Here is a 14,738-nt window from a genome sequence, read left to right as displayed (position 1 = left end):
AATTGGTCAGGCGGCCTTGCCGGTGCCGGTATACTGGCCGTGCGGACGATAATGCACGAGGTAGGAGCCGAGCACCGATGCGGCCATGGTCGGCGCAATGCCGAGGCCCTGCAACGTACGACCTTCCGACTCGGCCGCAGCGGAAACGATGTTGTCTTGCTTTAGCATGCGCACCTGATCCGGCGTGATCGGCGGCGTTATGAAGGGGATCAGCGATGCGATGCTGCCGATCATCGACGCAATACCGAAGGGCAGGGAGACCAGCGGGCTTTTGCGGCACGTCACCTTCAGCATCATCTCGAGACATTCGCGGAAGCTCAGCACCTCGGGCCCGCCAAGCTCATAGACCTTGCCACCGGCGACCTTGCCATCGACGGCGCGGGCGACGGCCTCGGCGACATCCTCGACATAGACGGGTTGGAATTTCGTTTTGCCGCCGCCGATGAGCGGCAGGACCGGCGACATGCGGGCCATGTCGGCAAACTTGTTGAAGAAGCTGTCCTCCGGGCCGAAGACGATCGACGGGCGGAAGATCACCGCATCGGGCTTGACGGAGAGGATGGCGGTTTCGGCGCGGCCCTTGGTGCGGCCATAGCCGGACTCGGACTGGGCATTGGCGCCGATGGCCGAAATATGGGCGAGCGTGGCGCCAACGCCGCGTGCCGCTTCAGCGACCGCGCGCGCGCCGAATTCCTGCACGGCGTCGAAGGTGTTGCGGCCGGTCTCGTGCAGAATGCCGACGCAGTTGACGACATGATCGGCACCGTCGACGGCGCGGTCGATCGAGTTGCGATAACGCAGGTTTGCCTGGACGAAGGAGATCTGCCCGACATTGCCGAGCGGCTGCAGGAAACCGGCGAGATCGGGACGGCGCATGGCGACGCGGATGCGATAGCCGCGTTTCGCGAGCGCCCGAACGACGTGCCTGCCCACGAAGCCGGACCCTCCGAACACGGTGACGAGCGGCGGCAGGTTGGCAAGGGTCATGGCAGGTTCCTCGAAAGGCTTGGCAGGATGCTGTATCGGCACCGTCTTAGCCCAATCCCGGCGCGACGGGAAGGCCTCTCGCACCGTCAGTTTTTGCGGATGCGAACTCGCCTGACGCATCGTGCGAAAGGACGCATGGCGCTCTAGATGCCTTCGACGACGACCATCTCCGCATCCGCCACTTCCTGGCGGATTTTGGCGGCGATCTGGTATTCCGGTGAATTGTAGCAGTCGACCGCATGTTGCATCGAGGGGAATTCGATCACCACGTTGCGGGCGCGCGCCCTGCCTTCCAGTTCGGTGAAGGCGCCGCCGCGTGCCAGGAAATTTGCGCCGTATTTTTCGAAGGCGGGCTTGGCCGCCGCCACATAATCCTTGTAGCGCTCGGCATCGCGAACATCGACGCGGGCGATCCAATATCCCTTGGCCATGGTCTTCTCCCTTTTGCGTTTATGTCTGTCAGCGGTTTGCCGGCCAGCGCGCGGCAACCATTTCGTTGAGCACGGCGCGAGCGGCATGCCGGGGATCGGGCGCCTTGACGATCGGCCGGGCAACGACAAGATGCGTCGCCCCCGCCTTCAGCGCATCGAACGGCGTCATCACCCGCTTCTGGTCGCCATGCTCGCTGCCCGTCGGGCGAATGCCGGGCGTGACGATCGCCATGTCGGGTCCGACGATCTCGCGCACCTCGGCCGCCTCGGCCGCCGAGCAGACGATGCCGCCCATGCCGGCGGCGCGTGCCTGCCCGGCGCGGCGCAACACCAGGCTGTGCGGATCCTGGCTGTAGCCGGCCTCGGCCAGGTCTTCGGCATCCATCGAGGTCAGCACGGTGACACCGAGCAGGCAGAGGCCGGAGCCGGCGGCCGCCTCGACCGCTGCCTTCATCGCCTTGGGATAGGCATGCAGCGTCAGCATCGACATGCCCATCTTGGCGATGTTCTCGACGCCTGAGGCAACGGTGTTGTCGATGTCGAGCAGCTTCATGTCGAGGAAGATCTTCTTGCCGCTTGCGGCAAGATCACGGGCAAATTCCAGCCCGCCGGCAAAGACCAGTTGATAGCCGATCTTATAGAAGAGAACGTCGTCGCCGAGCGTGGAAACCAGTTTTTCCGCTTCGCCGATCGTTGGAACATCCAGGCCGACGATCAGCCGCTCGCGTGCGTCCATTTCAAGTCACCCCCGCCAGTCTTCGATGGGTGTCCAGTCGCATGTCAGGGCCAGATCCGCAAGGCCGAAAGCATAGAGATTGCCGCCGCCGCCCGGCTGGTCGCGGTCGCGGCCGATCGGTCTGCCGGCCAAGTGGCATTTGAGCAGCGTGCCGACGCCGCCATGGCCGACGAAGGCGATCGGGGCTGCCGCATCATGTGCAGCAAGAACGGTCTTCACCGCGGTAACGATGCGGGCCTGCGCATCGACGGCGCGCTCCCAGCCTTTGAAGCTTTCTTCCGGATGGGCGAAGAACCAGTCGGCCGCTTCCTCGAATTGCGGCGGCGGCAGGAAGCCGGTGGCGGAACGGTCGTTCTCGTGCATGCCGTGGACGATCTCGATCGTCACGCCGGAGGCCGCCGCCAGAATTTCGGCCGTCTCGATTGCCTTGGTCTCGTCGCTGGAGACGATGCGCCGCAATTGCCGCGCCCAGCCGTTCTCGGCGGCTTTGCGCGCCCGCGCCGCGCCGAGATCGGAAAGCCCCCATTTCGGCACCGGCACGTTGGCGTCGATCCTCACCTGCGGATGGGTGATATAGAGCCCGAACATCAGCCGCGCCTGTAGATCCAGAGCTGCGCTGGCGGAATGTTGCGCATGACGAAGTCGAAATGCTGAATATGGTAGCGGTCGGGATTGGCGGCGATCGGCGAGATCGCGCCATAGGAGATCTGCACCACTGGCCGGCCCGGCGGCAGGCGGTCGAGCAGGCTTTCGAGCAACGAGACGCGCATCGCCATCGGGAAGTTCAGGAGCGGAATGCAGGAGATGACACAATCGAACGTCCGGTCGCCGAATGCACCCAGCGTCGCCTGCAGATCGAAGGCATCGCCATTGATGAAGTGCACGCCGGGATAGGCGCGCTGCAGATGCTGGTGGAAATCCGTCGAATATTCGATCGCCACCAGATTGTCCGGCTTCACGCCGCGGCCGAGGATCGCCTTGGTGATGGCGCCCGTGCCCGGGCCAAGCTCCAGCACCGGCAGCCCGGAATGCATATCGATGACGCTTGCCATGCGCTTGGCGGTGATCGACGAGGTCGGCACGATCGAGCCGACCGTCTTCGGCCCCTGCATCATGCCCCGGAAGAAACGAATTTCCTCATCGAATTTCTTGCCGAAGTGTTCCTTGACCTTGACCCTTAAGCGCATTCTCCACCCATCCGCATGTTGATCGATTGTCTTAGTATGCCGCTTGTCGCTGTCGGGACAAGGATTTTCGCAACAAGGACATCGGCATCAACAACTCATGCGGCTTTCGGCGCCGATCGCGGCACGAGACCGGCAAGCCTCTGGCTGAGATGCTCGGCGTCGACAGGCGCGCGCAGCTTCTTGTCGGTATTGTCGAAATAGAGATAGACGTCGCGGCCCTTGTTGGACGCTGCGAGCGGCGCCAGCACCCGCGTCGCATTTTTCGGTTCTCCGCCGGTTGCCCAGGCGCGGACGCGTTCGGCCCATAGGTCGAGTGCCTCGTCCTCATAGCCGCTGACATAGAGTTGTTCGGAACCATGCAGGCGGCAATAAACGAAATCGGCGGTGATATCCATCAGCAATGGCCATTCCACCGTGTCGGCGCAGACGAGGGCGACATTATGTCGCCGGAGCATCTCGATGAAGGCAGGAGAGCGGAAGCTGTCGTGGCGGATTTCCAGCGCGTGGCGGAGCGGCTGATCGCCGTCGCTTCGAAGCCAGGCGCGGCCTTTCACGTGCCCGTCATGCCGCTTGGCGAGTGCTTCAGCCGCATCGCGGTGCTGCGGCAGCAGCGCCAGGAAGTTTTCGAAAAGATCGGGATCGAAGGCCATGTTCGGCGGGAATTGCCAGAGGATCGGCCCAAGCTTGGGGCCAAGCCGCAGCAGGCCGGAGGCGAGAAAATTGGCGAGCGCCGTCTCGATCTCGCGCAGCCGCAGCATATGGGTGATGAAGCGCGGCCCCTTGACCGCGAAGACGAAATTCTCGGGTGTTTCGTCGCGCCAGCGGCCGAAGCTGTCCGAACGCTGCAGGCTGTAGAAGGTGCCGTTGATCTCGATCGACGGGAAGCGCCGGGCGGCATAGGAAAGTTCCTGCTTCTGCGGCAGGCCTTCCGGATAGAATTGGCCGCGCCAGGGCGCATAGGTCCAGCCGGATACGCCGATGCGCACCGTTCCCGCCTTTTTCGTCATCGGATCCTCCGTTTTCACAGGAGGAGCAATCCTCCGCTTAACAGGAGGAAAAACGGAGCCGGGCGGCCTTCGTTCCCGTCAGACGCGCATCGGCATCAGCACGTAGAGCGCATCGTCGCCCGCCGTGTCGCGGATCAGCGTCGGCGAGCCGGCATCGGCCAGCAGGAAGATCGCTTGCTCGCCGGAAAGCTGCGCGGTGATGTCGAGCAGGTATTTGGCATTGAAGCCGATTTCCATCGCATCCGTATCGTAGCCGACGGCGACTTCCTCGGTCGCGCTGCCGGAATCCGGATTGTTGACGGTCAGCATCAGCTGCCCTTCGGACAGTGCCAGCTTCACGGCGCGGCCGCGCTCGGAGGAAATGGTGGAGACACGGTCGACGGCCTGGGCGAAGGTCGTGCAGTCGACACGCATTTCCTTGTCGTTGCCCGTCGGGATGACCCGTTGGTAATCCGGGAAGGTGCCGTCGATCAGCTTCGAGGTCATGACGATCGAGCCGATCGTCAGGCGGATCTTGGCATCGGAGACCTCGACGGTCACCGTCACCTCCGGATTGTCGACCAGCTTCTGCAACTCGCCGACCGTCTTGCGCGGAATGATGATGCCCGGCATGCCTTCGGAGCCGGAGGGCGCATCGACATCGGCGCGCGCCAGCCGGTGGCCGTCGGTGGCGACCGCCCTGAGCTTCAGGTCGCCATTGCTCTCGATCGTGTGGAAGAAGATGCCGTTGAGATAATAGCGCGTCTCCTCGGTCGAGATCGCAAACTGTGTGCGGTCGATCAGCATCTTCAGGTCGGTCGCCTTCAGCTTGAAGGAATGCGTGAAGGTGCCGGCGGTCAGATCGGGAAAGTCGGATTCCGGCAGGCACTGCAGCGAGAATTTCGAGCGGCCGGACTGCACCGTCATCGAGCCGCCGTCGCTGCTGGTGGCGAGCAGCACTTCCGAGCCGTCGGGAAGCTTGCGCACGATATCGTAGAGAAGATGGGCCGGAACGGTGGTGGCGCCTGGCTGCTCGACGCTTGCCGGTGTCGCCTCGGTGATTTCGAGGTCGAGGTCGGTCGCCTTCATGTCGAGGTTCTGGCCGTCGGCCTTGAGCAATACGTTGGACAGGATCGGGATCGTGTTGCGACGTTCGACCACGCGGTGCACGTGGTTCAGCGATTTCAACAGGTTTGACCGCTCAATAGTAATACGCATGGAATGCTACCGCTTTCGACCGTGACTGTCCGGGCGCATCGAGCACCCGAAGAATGCTTTCCCGGCCTGAGACCGGAGGAGTGGACGGGCAAAATGGCAGACTTCAGCATCGGATTGCAAGAGGCATGGAGGGCCAAGCGCCTGCATTTGCGGTTTTCCCGGGCAATTCTCACAGAAATCCGAACCCTTGCCGAAGCCGTGCCGCTCGCCCATAAAGGCGCGACGACGGCGGGACGAAAGCAAATCGCATGAATGAGGAAACGACAGAGCAGCCCGCCACCCGGCGAGGCTTCCGCCTGCACAATATGGCGGTACCGGCGCGGCCGCTGGAACCGGCGCTCTATCTGGTCGCCACCCCGATCGGCAATCTCGGCGATATCACGCTGCGGGCGCTGGAAACGCTGGCCGGCGCCGATGTGCTCGCCTGCGAGGATACGCGCGTCACCCGCGTGCTGCTCGACCGCTACGGCATCCAGAACCGCCCCTTCGCCTATCACGAATACAATGCCGACGAGGCCGGCCCGCGGCTCCTCCAGGCGCTGGAGGCCGGCCGCTCGGTGGCACTGGTGTCGGATGCCGGCACGCCGCTGGTCTCCGATCCCGGCTATCGGCTGGCGCAGCAGGCGATTGCGGCAGGTTACCGCGTCATTCCCATTCCCGGCGCCTCGGCCCCGCTTGCAGCCCTTGTCGGCTCCGGCCTGCCGAACGACGCCTTTCTGTTCGCCGGCTTCCTGCCGGTCAAGGACAAGGCCCGCCGCGACCGTCTCGGCGAACTTGCCGCGGCCCCCGCGACACTGATCTTCTTTGAATCGCCGCATCGCATCGGCGCCACGCTTCTTGCAGCCGCCGACGTGCTGGGCAGCGCCCGGTCGGCCTCTGTCTGCCGCGAGCTGACCAAGACCTATGAGGAGTTCCGCCGCGGCACGCTTGGCGAGCTCGCCGCGCATTACCGGGAGGTGGACAACGTCAAGGGCGAGATCGTCCTCGTCGTCGGCCCGCCGGAGCCGCTGGAAACGCCGGAGGCCGATGTCGAAGCCGTGCTGGCCGATCTTGCGAAAACCATGCCGACGGCCAAGGCTGCGACCGAGGCGGCCCGTCTCACCGGTCTGCCGCGCAAGGTGCTCTACCAGCGCTTGCTGGAGCTGAAGGGCGCCGATGGGCGATAGCGATCTCACCGCCTTAAAAAGGAAGGCGCTGCGCCGCGGCCTGATGTCGGAATATGTCGCCGCCGTCTTTCTGATGCTGAAGGGATACCGCATCCTGGCGCTGCGCCACCGCACCCGGCTCGGCGAGATCGATATTATTGCCCGCAAGGGTGATCTCGCCGTCTTCGTCGAGGTCAAGGCCCGCCATGGCGAGGCGGCGGCCGTCGACGCCGTCTCCGCCGCCGCCCAGAAGCGGATACGAGCGGCAAGCGATCTCTGGCTCGCCCGCCAGCCGGATCAGGCCCGGCTTTCCCAGCGTTATGATATCGTCGCGGTGATGCCGGGCCGGCTGCCGCGGCACTTTCCCGACGCCTTCTGACCTGGTTTCAACCCATCGCTGTCCCGATCGTTAAACTTTTAGTTCCCGCGTGAACCAGGTTCTTACGACTGTCTGTTACCCAAATCTCGGTTGGGATAAAGATTTGGGGGTTGTTTCATGGCCTGGAAGCTGATGCTTGCAAGTGCGGTCGCCATGGCCGCGCGCTCGGTGCCTTATGCCGTGGCGAAGCCGGCCGGCAAATCCTTTGTCGCGCATGCGAGCGATCTCCTGCCGCTGAAATCGACGCCGATCAACCCGGACTGGATCGTCAGCGGCAATCCGCAGGCCCGCACCGCCGAACATTCGCGCGGTCATGACGAGGCCTCGCTGACGGCGATCTGGGATTGCACATCAGGCGAATTCCGCTGGTATTTCGGCTGGGACGAGACTGTGATGATCCTCGAAGGCGAGGTCCATATCACCGCCGAGGACGGCACCGAACGCACGCTCTGTGCCGGCGACGTCGCCTTTTTCGCCGGCGGAACCTGGGCGAGCTGGCGGGTCGACACCTATGTCCGCAAGGTCGCCTTCCTGCGCAAGCCTTTCCCCAAGCCGCTGGCGATCGCCTATCGCCTGCGCAACATGCTGCGCAACGGCGGCAATCAGGGCATCGCCGCCTGAAAAGCGCCGCCGGCCATCATGCGCGGCTAGTCGGGCTGGGGCGGGGCGGTCGTTTCCCCCTCTAAAACCTCGCAGGCAAACAGGATCGGATTGTCGAGTTCCGGCGCGGTCTGCTTGTTCAACAGAACGGCGACCGCGGCGGCGGCGACGTCCTGGATCGGCTGCTTCACCGTCGTCAGGCGCGGCGTCGTCATGCTGGCGAGCGGGATGCCGTCGAAACCGACGATGGAAAGGGCCGCGGGAACCGGAATTCCCAGATCATGCGCCGCCCGCATGCAGCCGATCGCCTGCTGGTCCGAACTGGCAAAGATCGCCGTCGGCCGCTCGTTGCGCGCCCGCGCCAGAAGATAATTTCCCGCCGAGCGGCCGCTCTCATAGTCGAAGGCCGCCTCGGCGATCAGCGGCGGTCCGGCCGTTTTCGCGCTGCCGTCCGCCTGTTCCCCCGCCTGCTCGATTGCGTCGAGATAACCCCTGAGGCGGTCGTTGGCGGGGACGGAGTGTCCGGGCCCTGAGATGAAGCCGATGCGGCGATGGCCGAGCTTCAGTAGATGCTCGACGCCGAGGCGAACGCCTGCGCGGTGATCGGCGGCAATGCCGGAATATCCGGGCATAAGACGGTCGACGACGACGATCGGCAAGCCTTTCGGCAGTTTGATCGTATGGAAATCATTGCTGGGAACGAGAATGATGCCGTCGACCTTCCGGCTCGTCAGCTGCTTGATCCGATCGGCTTCCTTGGCCGCATGATCGAGCGAGGTCATGACGATGATATTATAGCCGTGATTGGCCGCCGCCTGTTCCGCCGATTGCACAAGTTCGGAAAAGAACGGATTGGTCAGATCCGGAATGACGATGCCGATCAGGCGGCTGACCTTGCTGCGCATGCTTCTTGCCGACGGGTCGGGCAGATAACCCAGGTCCTTGATGATGCCTTCGACGCGCGCCCGCACGTCTCTGGTCACCGAGGGATGATCGTTCAAAACCCTGGAAACGGTGCCGGTGGAAACACCCGCAAGCTTGGCAACATCCCTGATCCCGACCTTTGACATGACAGAAATAGATGCCCTTCATCTTCGCCTGCGCAAGGTGCCCGAGGGCGCCTGATCCTGGCTTCCAGCTAATGGTCTTCAGGTCCCTAGTCAAAGGGCCGTGTCTCGATTCCGGCATCCGACCATCAGAGCAGCGCCTGCCCAGAGGTATGGAAACGGTTCATCGCGCACATGTCAATATGCGTCGAACGTGGCGGTGCAGTTCGCTCTCGGGGGCTGTTTTGCTCGCTTGACAATTTTTGGAGGCGTGTTACCCATTTGGCGTTGGAAACGGTTCATTTGCCGCGGGCAACTCAGATGGAGCTGAGCCCAGGGCCGTTCGGAGGAAAAAATGTCCAATTTTAAGCGTGAATCCGTCTTGATCAATGCACCGCGCCGTGCAGCCTTGAAGCTCGGCCTCGCCGGCACCCTGGTGCTGGCGCTGTCCTGCAGCGTGTCGACTGCCTTTGCGGCCGAGAAGCCGAAGGTCGGCCTGATCATGAAATCCTTGTCCAATGAGTTCTTCAAGCAGATGAAGGCCGGCGCCGACAAATATGCGGCCGAGAACAAGGACAAGTTCGATTTCAAGGCCGTCGGCATGAAGGACGAGCGTGACTTTGCCTCGCAGGTCGACGCCGTCGAGAACTTTGTCACCCAGAAATACGATATCATCGTCGTCGCACCCGCCGATTCAAAGGCGATGGCGACGCCGCTGGCAAAGGCGGTCAAGGCAGGCGTCAAGGTCATCAACATCGACGTGCCGCTCGATGCCGATGCCAAGAAGAAGGCCGGTATCGATCTGGCTTTCTTCGGGCCTGACAACAAGGAAGGCGCAAAGCTTGCAGGTGATGCGCTGGCCAAGGATCTCGGAGCCGGTGCCAAGGTGGTCATCCTCGAAGGCAACCCCGAGGCCGACAACGCCAAGGAGCGCAAGGAAGGCTTCATGGACTCGGTCAAATCGGGCAAGCTCGAGCTTCTCGACAGCAAGACCGCCCATTGGGAGACCGAGGAAGCCAATACCGTCATGACGAATTTCCTGACGAAGTATAAGGATATTCAAGGCGTGATGGCCGCCAACGACTCCATGGCCCTCGGCGTCGTCAAGGCTCTCGATGCCGCCGGCCAGGCCGGCAAGATCAAGGTTGTCGGCTTCGACAACATTCCGCCGGTTCAGCCGCTGATCAAGGATGGCAAGATGCTCGCCACCGTCGAGCAGTATGGCGCCCAGATGGCGGTCATGGGCATCGACTATGGCATGCGCGAACTTGCCGGCGAAAAATTCACCGGCTGGGTCAAGACCGACGTCAAGCTGGTCACCTCTGCCGATCTGAAATAATCGGATCGCCGGTTGTAAAACCAAAGAAGCGCCGGCTGCTGGCCGGCGCCAACCGCTACCAAACCGATTGATGCGTGATCGCTCCGGAGGAGGCTTGTTTTCGAGCCTCTCCGATGCGCCTTGCGCGGAGGATCGTATAAGCGTGCATGAGGTCGACGTGTCAGACGCAGCAGATGACGACATCCTGAGGCTGGAAGGGATCGGCAAGCGCTTCCCGGGCGTCGTGGCGCTCAAGGATGTTTCGATGCGGATCGGCCGCGGCAAGGGGCATGTTCTCCTTGGCGAGAACGGCGCCGGAAAATCGACCCTGATCAATCTGCTCGGCGGCGTCTTCAGGCCGGATGACGGTCACATCCTGTTCGACGGCACGCCCTATCACCCGGCCTCGCCGCTCGAGGCGTTCAAGGCCGGCATCCGGGTTATTCACCAGGAACTGCATCCCCTCTCCAACCTGACGGTTGCGGAAAACCTGCTCTTCGAACATCTGCCGCGCCGCTACGGCCTGGTGAACTACAAGGCGATGAACGCCAGGGCCGCCGAACTGCTCGAAGAGGTCGGCCTCGATGTCGCCCCGACGACGCTGGCGAGCCGCCTCAGCGTCGCCCAGCTGCAGCTGGTCGAGATCGCCAAGGCGCTGTGTTACGAAAGCAAGCTTCTCGTTCTCGACGAACCGACGGCGACCCTGACCTCCAAGGAGGTCGATCGCCTGTTCGAAATTCTGAAGCGGCTGAAGGGCCGCGGCGTCACCACCCTCTATATCTCGCACCGGCTGGAGGAAATCTTCGAAGTCGGCGACGATGTGACGGTGCTGCGCGACGGCCAGCACGTGATCACCCGGCCGCTGGCAGGCCTTGCTATTCCCGATATCGTCGAGCTGATGGTCGGGCGCAAGCTTGCCGATCACGGCATCTTCAAAGGCGACAGCACAATCTCCGGCGAAGCGCTCGGCGTCTCCGGCCTGAAGGTGACGCGCAGCAGCCCGGAATTGTCCTTCTCGGTTGCCAAGGGCGAAATCGTCGGCATTGCCGGCCTGGTCGGCAGCGGCCGCACCGAGGCGGTGCGCGCCCTCTTCGGCGCCGACCTGAAGGCCTCCGGCGAGATCCGCCTGGACGGCGAGCCGGTCGAGATCCATTCGCCTAGGGATGCGGTTGCCGCCGGGCTGTGCCTGGCGACCGAAGACCGCAAGATGCAGGGCCTGATGCTCGACATGAGCTGCGCCCAGAATTCCACCATCACCGATCTCGCCAAGATCTCCCGCAACGGGCTGATCAACCGGAGAGCGGAGGACGACCATTCGCAGCGCCTCGTGCGCGAGCTGCGGATCAAGACCCCCTCCATTCATCAGGCGGTCAGAACTTTTTCCGGCGGCAATCAGCAGAAGGTGGTTATTGCCAAATGGCTGTTTCGCGGCCCCAAGGTGCTGATCTTCGATGAGCCGACCCGCGGCATCGACGTTGGCGCCAAGGCCGAGATTTACGAGCTTCTGTGGAAATTTGCCGCCGAGGGAAAAGGTGTGCTGGTGGTATCTTCGGACCTGCCGGAGCTGATCGGCATTTGCCATCGCATCATCGTTTTCTCCGACGGCAAGATATCGGGCGAAATCGCCCGCGAACAATTTGACGAGAGCAGGATCCTGTCGCTCGCCTACAAGGAGTACAGCCGTGTCCGCCAGCATTGAAAAACAGACCGAGGCAAAAGAAGCGCGCTTCTGGGACAAGCTGATCAGGATCTCGATGAAGGAGGCGGGCGTCGCCATTGCCCTCGTCCTGATCCTGGCGTTTTTCTCGGCGACCGCGCCCTATTTCGCCACGCCTGAGAATTTCCTGAAGATCTTCGTGCAGATCGCCATCAACACCGTGCTGGCCGCGGGCATGACCTTCGTCATCCTGGTCGGCGGCATCGATCTCTCGGTGGGATCGCTGCTTGCCCTTTGCACGGTGATCGGCGCCACGATCATGATCAATCCGGCATTTTCGCCGTGGCAGGCGATCGTTCTCGCCTGTCTGGCCTCGATGGGCACCGGTGCTGCGCTCGGCGCCGTCAACGGCTGGATCTGCGAGAAGTGGAAGCTTCCCTCCTTCATCGTCACCCTCGGCATGCTCAACGTCGCCAGCGGCCTGGCCCGCGTCGTCAGCGACAATTCGACGATCACGGGCCTGCCGCAGCCCTTCGTCGATTTCGGCAACCTGATCTTCTGGGGCATATTCCCGTCGATCTTCCTGATTGCGATCATCGTCGTGCTCATCGGCTGGTTCGTGCTGCGCTACACCGTCTTCGGCCGCTTCGTCTTCGCCATCGGCACCAATGAAGAGGCCGTCCGCCTGTCGGGCCACCAGCCGAAACGATACAAGATCGCCGTCTTCACCATCTCGGGGCTGACGGCCGGCATTGCCGCCATGGTCTATCTGCTCCGCCTCAATGTCGGCAGCCCGGTCGCCGGCATCGGCTACGAGCTGAACGCCATCGCCGCGGTCATCATCGGCGGCACCAGCCTGTCGGGCGGCAAGGGCTCGATCATCGGCACGCTGGTCGGTGCCTGCATTCTGCAGGTGCTGTCGACCGGATTGCAGCTGCTCGGCGCCGACGACAACATCAAGCCGATCGTCATCGGCGCCGTCATCGTGCTCGCCGTCATTCTCGACAGCTATCGCGGCCGGCTGATGCGCATCCTCGAAACACGGTAACTGGCTGGCGCCGGAAGCCCTTGATTGACCGTTGCGTTTGATACCGGGCCGACCTACATCTGTCCGGCATTCAGCGAGGGACGGAAATGGCCAAGATCACCAATGTAGCGGTCCAGATGGATCATGTCGCCGGCATCAATATTGCGGGCGACTCCACCTTCGCCATGAGCCTGGAAGCGCAAGTGCGCGGCTACCGGCTGTTCCATTACACGCCTGAACGCCTGAGCTTCCGCGACGGCAAGCTCTTTGCCAGCGTCGAGCCGATGCTGCTGCGCGACGTCAAGGGCGATCACTTCGAGCTCGGCGCGCCCGAGCGCGTCGATCTGTCCACAATGGATGTCGTGCTGCTGCGCCAGGATCCGCCCTTCGACATGGCCTATATCACCTCGACGCATCTGCTCGAGCGCATCCATCCGAAGACGCTCGTCGTCAACGATCCGGCCTGGGTGCGCAATTCGCCGGAAAAGATCTTCGTCACCGAATTTGCCGACCTGATGCCGAAGACGCTGATCACCAAGGATGCCGCCGAGATCCGCCGCTTCCGCGACGAGATGGGCGATATCATCCTCAAGCCGCTCTACGGCAATGGCGGCGCCGGCGTCTTCCATTCGACCCGCGACGACCGCAACCTCTCCTCGTTGCTCGAAATGTTCGGCCAGCTGTTCCGCGAGCCCTTCATCGCCCAACAATATCTGCCCGACGTGCGCAAGGGCGACAAACGCATCATCCTGGTCGACGGCGAATTTGCCGGCGCCATCAACCGCGTGCCGGCCGAACATGACAGCCGATCCAACATGCATGTCGGCGGCCGCGCCGAGGCGACCGAACTGACGCCGCGCGAACAGGAAATCTGCGATCGCATCGGCCCGGCGCTCAGGGAACGCGGCTTCCTGCTCGTCGGCATCGATGTGATCGGCGATTATATGACCGAGATCAACGTCACCTCTCCCACAGGCATCCGCGAAGTGAAAAAATTCGGCGGCGCCGATATCGCAGGCCTGCTCTGGGATGCGATCGAGCGCAAGCGCGGCTGAGCCGTCGTCGCAACCCCATGCCCCTGCTGTGACCGATACAACCCCGGTCACAGCATATATCCGACTACGTTCCTTCATTGTTCTTGTTTTATTCGCGCTTCCATGCCAGATTGCAACCGCTGGCCCTGAAGGGTTGCAGGCGGTATAAGAGTTGGCGGGCAAGGGGTGGGCATATGGTCGCGCGTGTCAGTACGGTGGCATTTCAGGGCATCGAAGGCGTGCCGGTCGAGGTCCAGGTCATGGTCGCGCCCGGCAAGATCGGCATGCAGATCGTCGGCCTACCCGACAAGGCGGTGGCCGAAAGCCGCGAGCGCGTGCAGGCCGCCCTTCACGCCTCCGGCCTGTCGCTGCCGGGCAAGCGGGTCACCGTCAATCTGGCGCCCGCCGATCTGCCGAAAGAGGGCTCGCATTTCGATCTGCCGATCGCGCTTGCCCTGATGGCCGCACTCGGCGCCATCCCCGCCGACGCGCTGTCGGATTATGTCGTCGTCGGCGAACTCAACCTCGATGGCACCATCGCCGCCATTTCAGGCGCGCTGCCGGCTGCCATCGGCGCCAATGCGCTCGGCAAGGGGCTGATCTGCCCGGCCGAAAGCGGCGCCGAGGCTGCCTGGGCCGGCGCCGAGGTCAATATTCTCGCCCCGCGCAGCCTGATCGCCCTTGCCAATCATTTCCGCGGTACGCAGGTGCTGTCCAGGCCGGAAGCGTCGATCCGCGCCAATGCCGCCAACCTGCCGGATCTCGCCGAGATCAAGGGCCAGGAAAGCTCCAAGCGGGCGCTCGAAGTGGCGGCCGCCGGCGGCCACAATCTCTTGACGTTGTGATACATTAATTACGTCGCAGAGCAGCTCTCGCTGCCCTTGGGTCGAGCAGACTGGCATCAAATATTCTTTGCCGCGGAACTTGTTGCTTTACGTTTCACTTTACATGGTGCTATGGTCGTTGGACACCCAGTTTCGGATAATC

The 14,738-nt window shown here is 62.9% G+C and carries 15 protein-coding genes and 1 pseudogene; 8 read left to right on the top strand and 8 right to left on the bottom strand.

From position 1 onward, the window contains the following. Positions 1–6: 6 nt before the first annotated feature. From ATY75_RS28300 to dnaN, 7 genes are all read right to left on the bottom strand, one after another. Positions 7–987, bottom strand: coding sequence for a complex I NDUFA9 subunit family protein (locus ATY75_RS28300; RefSeq protein WP_088940066.1), 981 nt, complete (start codon positions 985–987; stop codon positions 7–9). 143 nt (positions 988–1,130) lie between these two features. After that, positions 1,131–1,418, bottom strand: coding sequence for a DUF1330 domain-containing protein (locus tag ATY75_RS28295; protein ID WP_088940065.1), 288 nt, complete (start codon positions 1,416–1,418; stop codon positions 1,131–1,133). A 28-nt stretch (positions 1,419–1,446) separates the two neighbouring features. Continuing rightward, on the bottom strand, positions 1,447–2,154 hold the full coding sequence (pyrF, locus tag ATY75_RS28290) for an orotidine-5'-phosphate decarboxylase (protein ID WP_088940064.1): 708 nt from the start codon (positions 2,152–2,154) through the stop codon (positions 1,447–1,449). Between the two features lie 6 nt (positions 2,155–2,160). Then, positions 2,161–2,742 (bottom strand): histidine phosphatase family protein, encoded by a 582-nt coding sequence (locus tag ATY75_RS28285; RefSeq protein ID WP_088940063.1) that lies wholly within the window; start codon positions 2,740–2,742, stop codon positions 2,161–2,163. Then, positions 2,742–3,341 (bottom strand): phospholipid N-methyltransferase PmtA, encoded by a 600-nt coding sequence (gene pmtA, locus ATY75_RS28280; protein WP_064835989.1) that lies wholly within the window; start codon positions 3,339–3,341, stop codon positions 2,742–2,744. Before pmtA ends, ATY75_RS28285 begins: the two co-directional genes overlap by 1 nt. A gap of 95 nt (positions 3,342–3,436) precedes the next feature. Beyond that, positions 3,437–4,348, bottom strand: a complete 912-nt coding sequence (locus ATY75_RS28275; RefSeq protein ID WP_088940062.1) for a DUF72 domain-containing protein — start codon at positions 4,346–4,348, stop codon at positions 3,437–3,439. Between the two features lie 78 nt (positions 4,349–4,426). Then, entirely contained in the window at positions 4,427–5,545 is a 1,119-nt protein-coding gene (dnaN, locus tag ATY75_RS28270) for a DNA polymerase III subunit beta (RefSeq protein ID WP_088940061.1), read from the bottom strand. Between the two features lie 248 nt (positions 5,546–5,793). Between dnaN and rsmI the strand changes: the two genes are divergently transcribed. The 3 genes from rsmI to ATY75_RS28255 all read left to right on the top strand — a co-directional run bounded on the left by rsmI (position 5,794) and on the right by ATY75_RS28255 (position 7,690). Next, on the top strand, positions 5,794–6,711 hold the full coding sequence (gene rsmI, locus ATY75_RS28265; protein WP_088940060.1) for a 16S rRNA (cytidine(1402)-2'-O)-methyltransferase: 918 nt from the start codon (positions 5,794–5,796) through the stop codon (positions 6,709–6,711). Next, on the top strand, positions 6,701–7,069 hold the full coding sequence (locus ATY75_RS28260) for a YraN family protein (RefSeq protein ID WP_088940059.1): 369 nt from the start codon (positions 6,701–6,703) through the stop codon (positions 7,067–7,069). The genes rsmI and ATY75_RS28260 overlap by 11 nt, the downstream gene beginning before the upstream one ends. Positions 7,070–7,186: 117 nt before the next feature. Further along, positions 7,187–7,690 (top strand): cupin domain-containing protein, encoded by a 504-nt coding sequence (locus tag ATY75_RS28255; RefSeq protein WP_088940058.1) that lies wholly within the window; start codon positions 7,187–7,189, stop codon positions 7,688–7,690. 26 nt (positions 7,691–7,716) lie between these two features. Here ATY75_RS28255 and ATY75_RS28250 read toward each other — a convergent pair whose 3' ends face one another. After that, on the bottom strand, positions 7,717–8,739 hold the full coding sequence (locus ATY75_RS28250) for a LacI family DNA-binding transcriptional regulator (RefSeq protein ID WP_088940057.1): 1,023 nt from the start codon (positions 8,737–8,739) through the stop codon (positions 7,717–7,719). Positions 8,740–9,070: 331 nt separating this feature from the next. On the opposite strand from ATY75_RS28250, the gene ATY75_RS28245 reads away from it, so the two are divergent. From ATY75_RS28245 to ATY75_RS28225, 5 genes and pseudogenes are all read left to right on the top strand, one after another. Continuing rightward, entirely contained in the window at positions 9,071–10,054 is a 984-nt protein-coding gene (locus tag ATY75_RS28245; protein WP_088940056.1) for a sugar ABC transporter substrate-binding protein, read from the top strand. 157 nt (positions 10,055–10,211) lie between these two features. Continuing rightward, positions 10,212–11,732, top strand: coding sequence for a sugar ABC transporter ATP-binding protein (locus ATY75_RS28240; RefSeq protein WP_064841235.1), 1,521 nt, complete (start codon positions 10,212–10,214; stop codon positions 11,730–11,732). Further along, a complete protein-coding gene (locus ATY75_RS28235) occupies positions 11,716–12,738 on the top strand; it encodes an ABC transporter permease (protein ID WP_064836006.1) in 1,023 nt (340 codons plus the stop codon). The genes ATY75_RS28240 and ATY75_RS28235 overlap by 17 nt, the downstream gene beginning before the upstream one ends. Before the next feature lie 86 nt (positions 12,739–12,824). Next, positions 12,825–13,772 carry a glutathione synthase gene (gene gshB / locus ATY75_RS28230; protein ID WP_088940055.1) on the top strand — a complete coding sequence of 316 codons (948 nt, stop codon included), beginning with the start codon at positions 12,825–12,827 and terminating at the stop codon, positions 13,770–13,772. A gap of 173 nt (positions 13,773–13,945) precedes the next feature. After that, positions 13,946–14,587, top strand: a pseudogene (locus tag ATY75_RS28225) (magnesium chelatase domain-containing protein); the annotation flags it as partial. Between the last annotated feature and the right edge of the window lie 151 nt (positions 14,588–14,738).

The organism is Rhizobium sp. N122, from assembly GCF_002211295.1.
GTDB lineage: Bacteria > Pseudomonadota > Alphaproteobacteria > Rhizobiales > Rhizobiaceae > Rhizobium.
Note: the sequence above shows the minus strand (reverse complement) of the source record. Positions and strands in the feature narration are given on the sequence as shown.

What these genes read in the sequence shown, in the direction of transcription:
- pyrF (WP_088940064.1), bottom strand. Translation starts at nt 2,154, where the DNA reads ATGGACGCACGCGAGCGGCTGATCGTCGGCCTGGATGTTCCAACGATC.
- dnaN (WP_088940061.1), bottom strand. Translation starts at nt 5,545, where the DNA reads ATGCGTATTACTATTGAGCGGTCAAACCTGTTGAAATCGCTGAACCAC.
- ATY75_RS28245 (WP_088940056.1), top strand. Translation starts at nt 9,071, where the DNA reads ATGTCCAATTTTAAGCGTGAATCCGTCTTGATCAATGCACCGCGCCGT.
- ATY75_RS28275 (WP_088940062.1), bottom strand. Translation starts at nt 4,348, where the DNA reads ATGACGAAAAAGGCGGGAACGGTGCGCATCGGCGTATCCGGCTGGACC.
- rsmI (WP_088940060.1), top strand. Translation starts at nt 5,794, where the DNA reads ATGAATGAGGAAACGACAGAGCAGCCCGCCACCCGGCGAGGCTTCCGC.
- ATY75_RS28285 (WP_088940063.1), bottom strand. Translation starts at nt 2,742, where the DNA reads ATGTTCGGGCTCTATATCACCCATCCGCAGGTGAGGATCGACGCCAAC.
- ATY75_RS28300 (WP_088940066.1), bottom strand. Translation starts at nt 987, where the DNA reads ATGACCCTTGCCAACCTGCCGCCGCTCGTCACCGTGTTCGGAGGGTCC.
- pmtA (WP_064835989.1), bottom strand. Translation starts at nt 3,341, where the DNA reads ATGCGCTTAAGGGTCAAGGTCAAGGAACACTTCGGCAAGAAATTCGAT.
- ATY75_RS28255 (WP_088940058.1), top strand. Translation starts at nt 7,187, where the DNA reads ATGGCCTGGAAGCTGATGCTTGCAAGTGCGGTCGCCATGGCCGCGCGC.
- gshB (WP_088940055.1), top strand. Translation starts at nt 12,825, where the DNA reads ATGGCCAAGATCACCAATGTAGCGGTCCAGATGGATCATGTCGCCGGC.
- ATY75_RS28295 (WP_088940065.1), bottom strand. Translation starts at nt 1,418, where the DNA reads ATGGCCAAGGGATATTGGATCGCCCGCGTCGATGTTCGCGATGCCGAG.
- ATY75_RS28260 (WP_088940059.1), top strand. Translation starts at nt 6,701, where the DNA reads ATGGGCGATAGCGATCTCACCGCCTTAAAAAGGAAGGCGCTGCGCCGC.
- ATY75_RS28250 (WP_088940057.1), bottom strand. Translation starts at nt 8,739, where the DNA reads ATGTCAAAGGTCGGGATCAGGGATGTTGCCAAGCTTGCGGGTGTTTCC.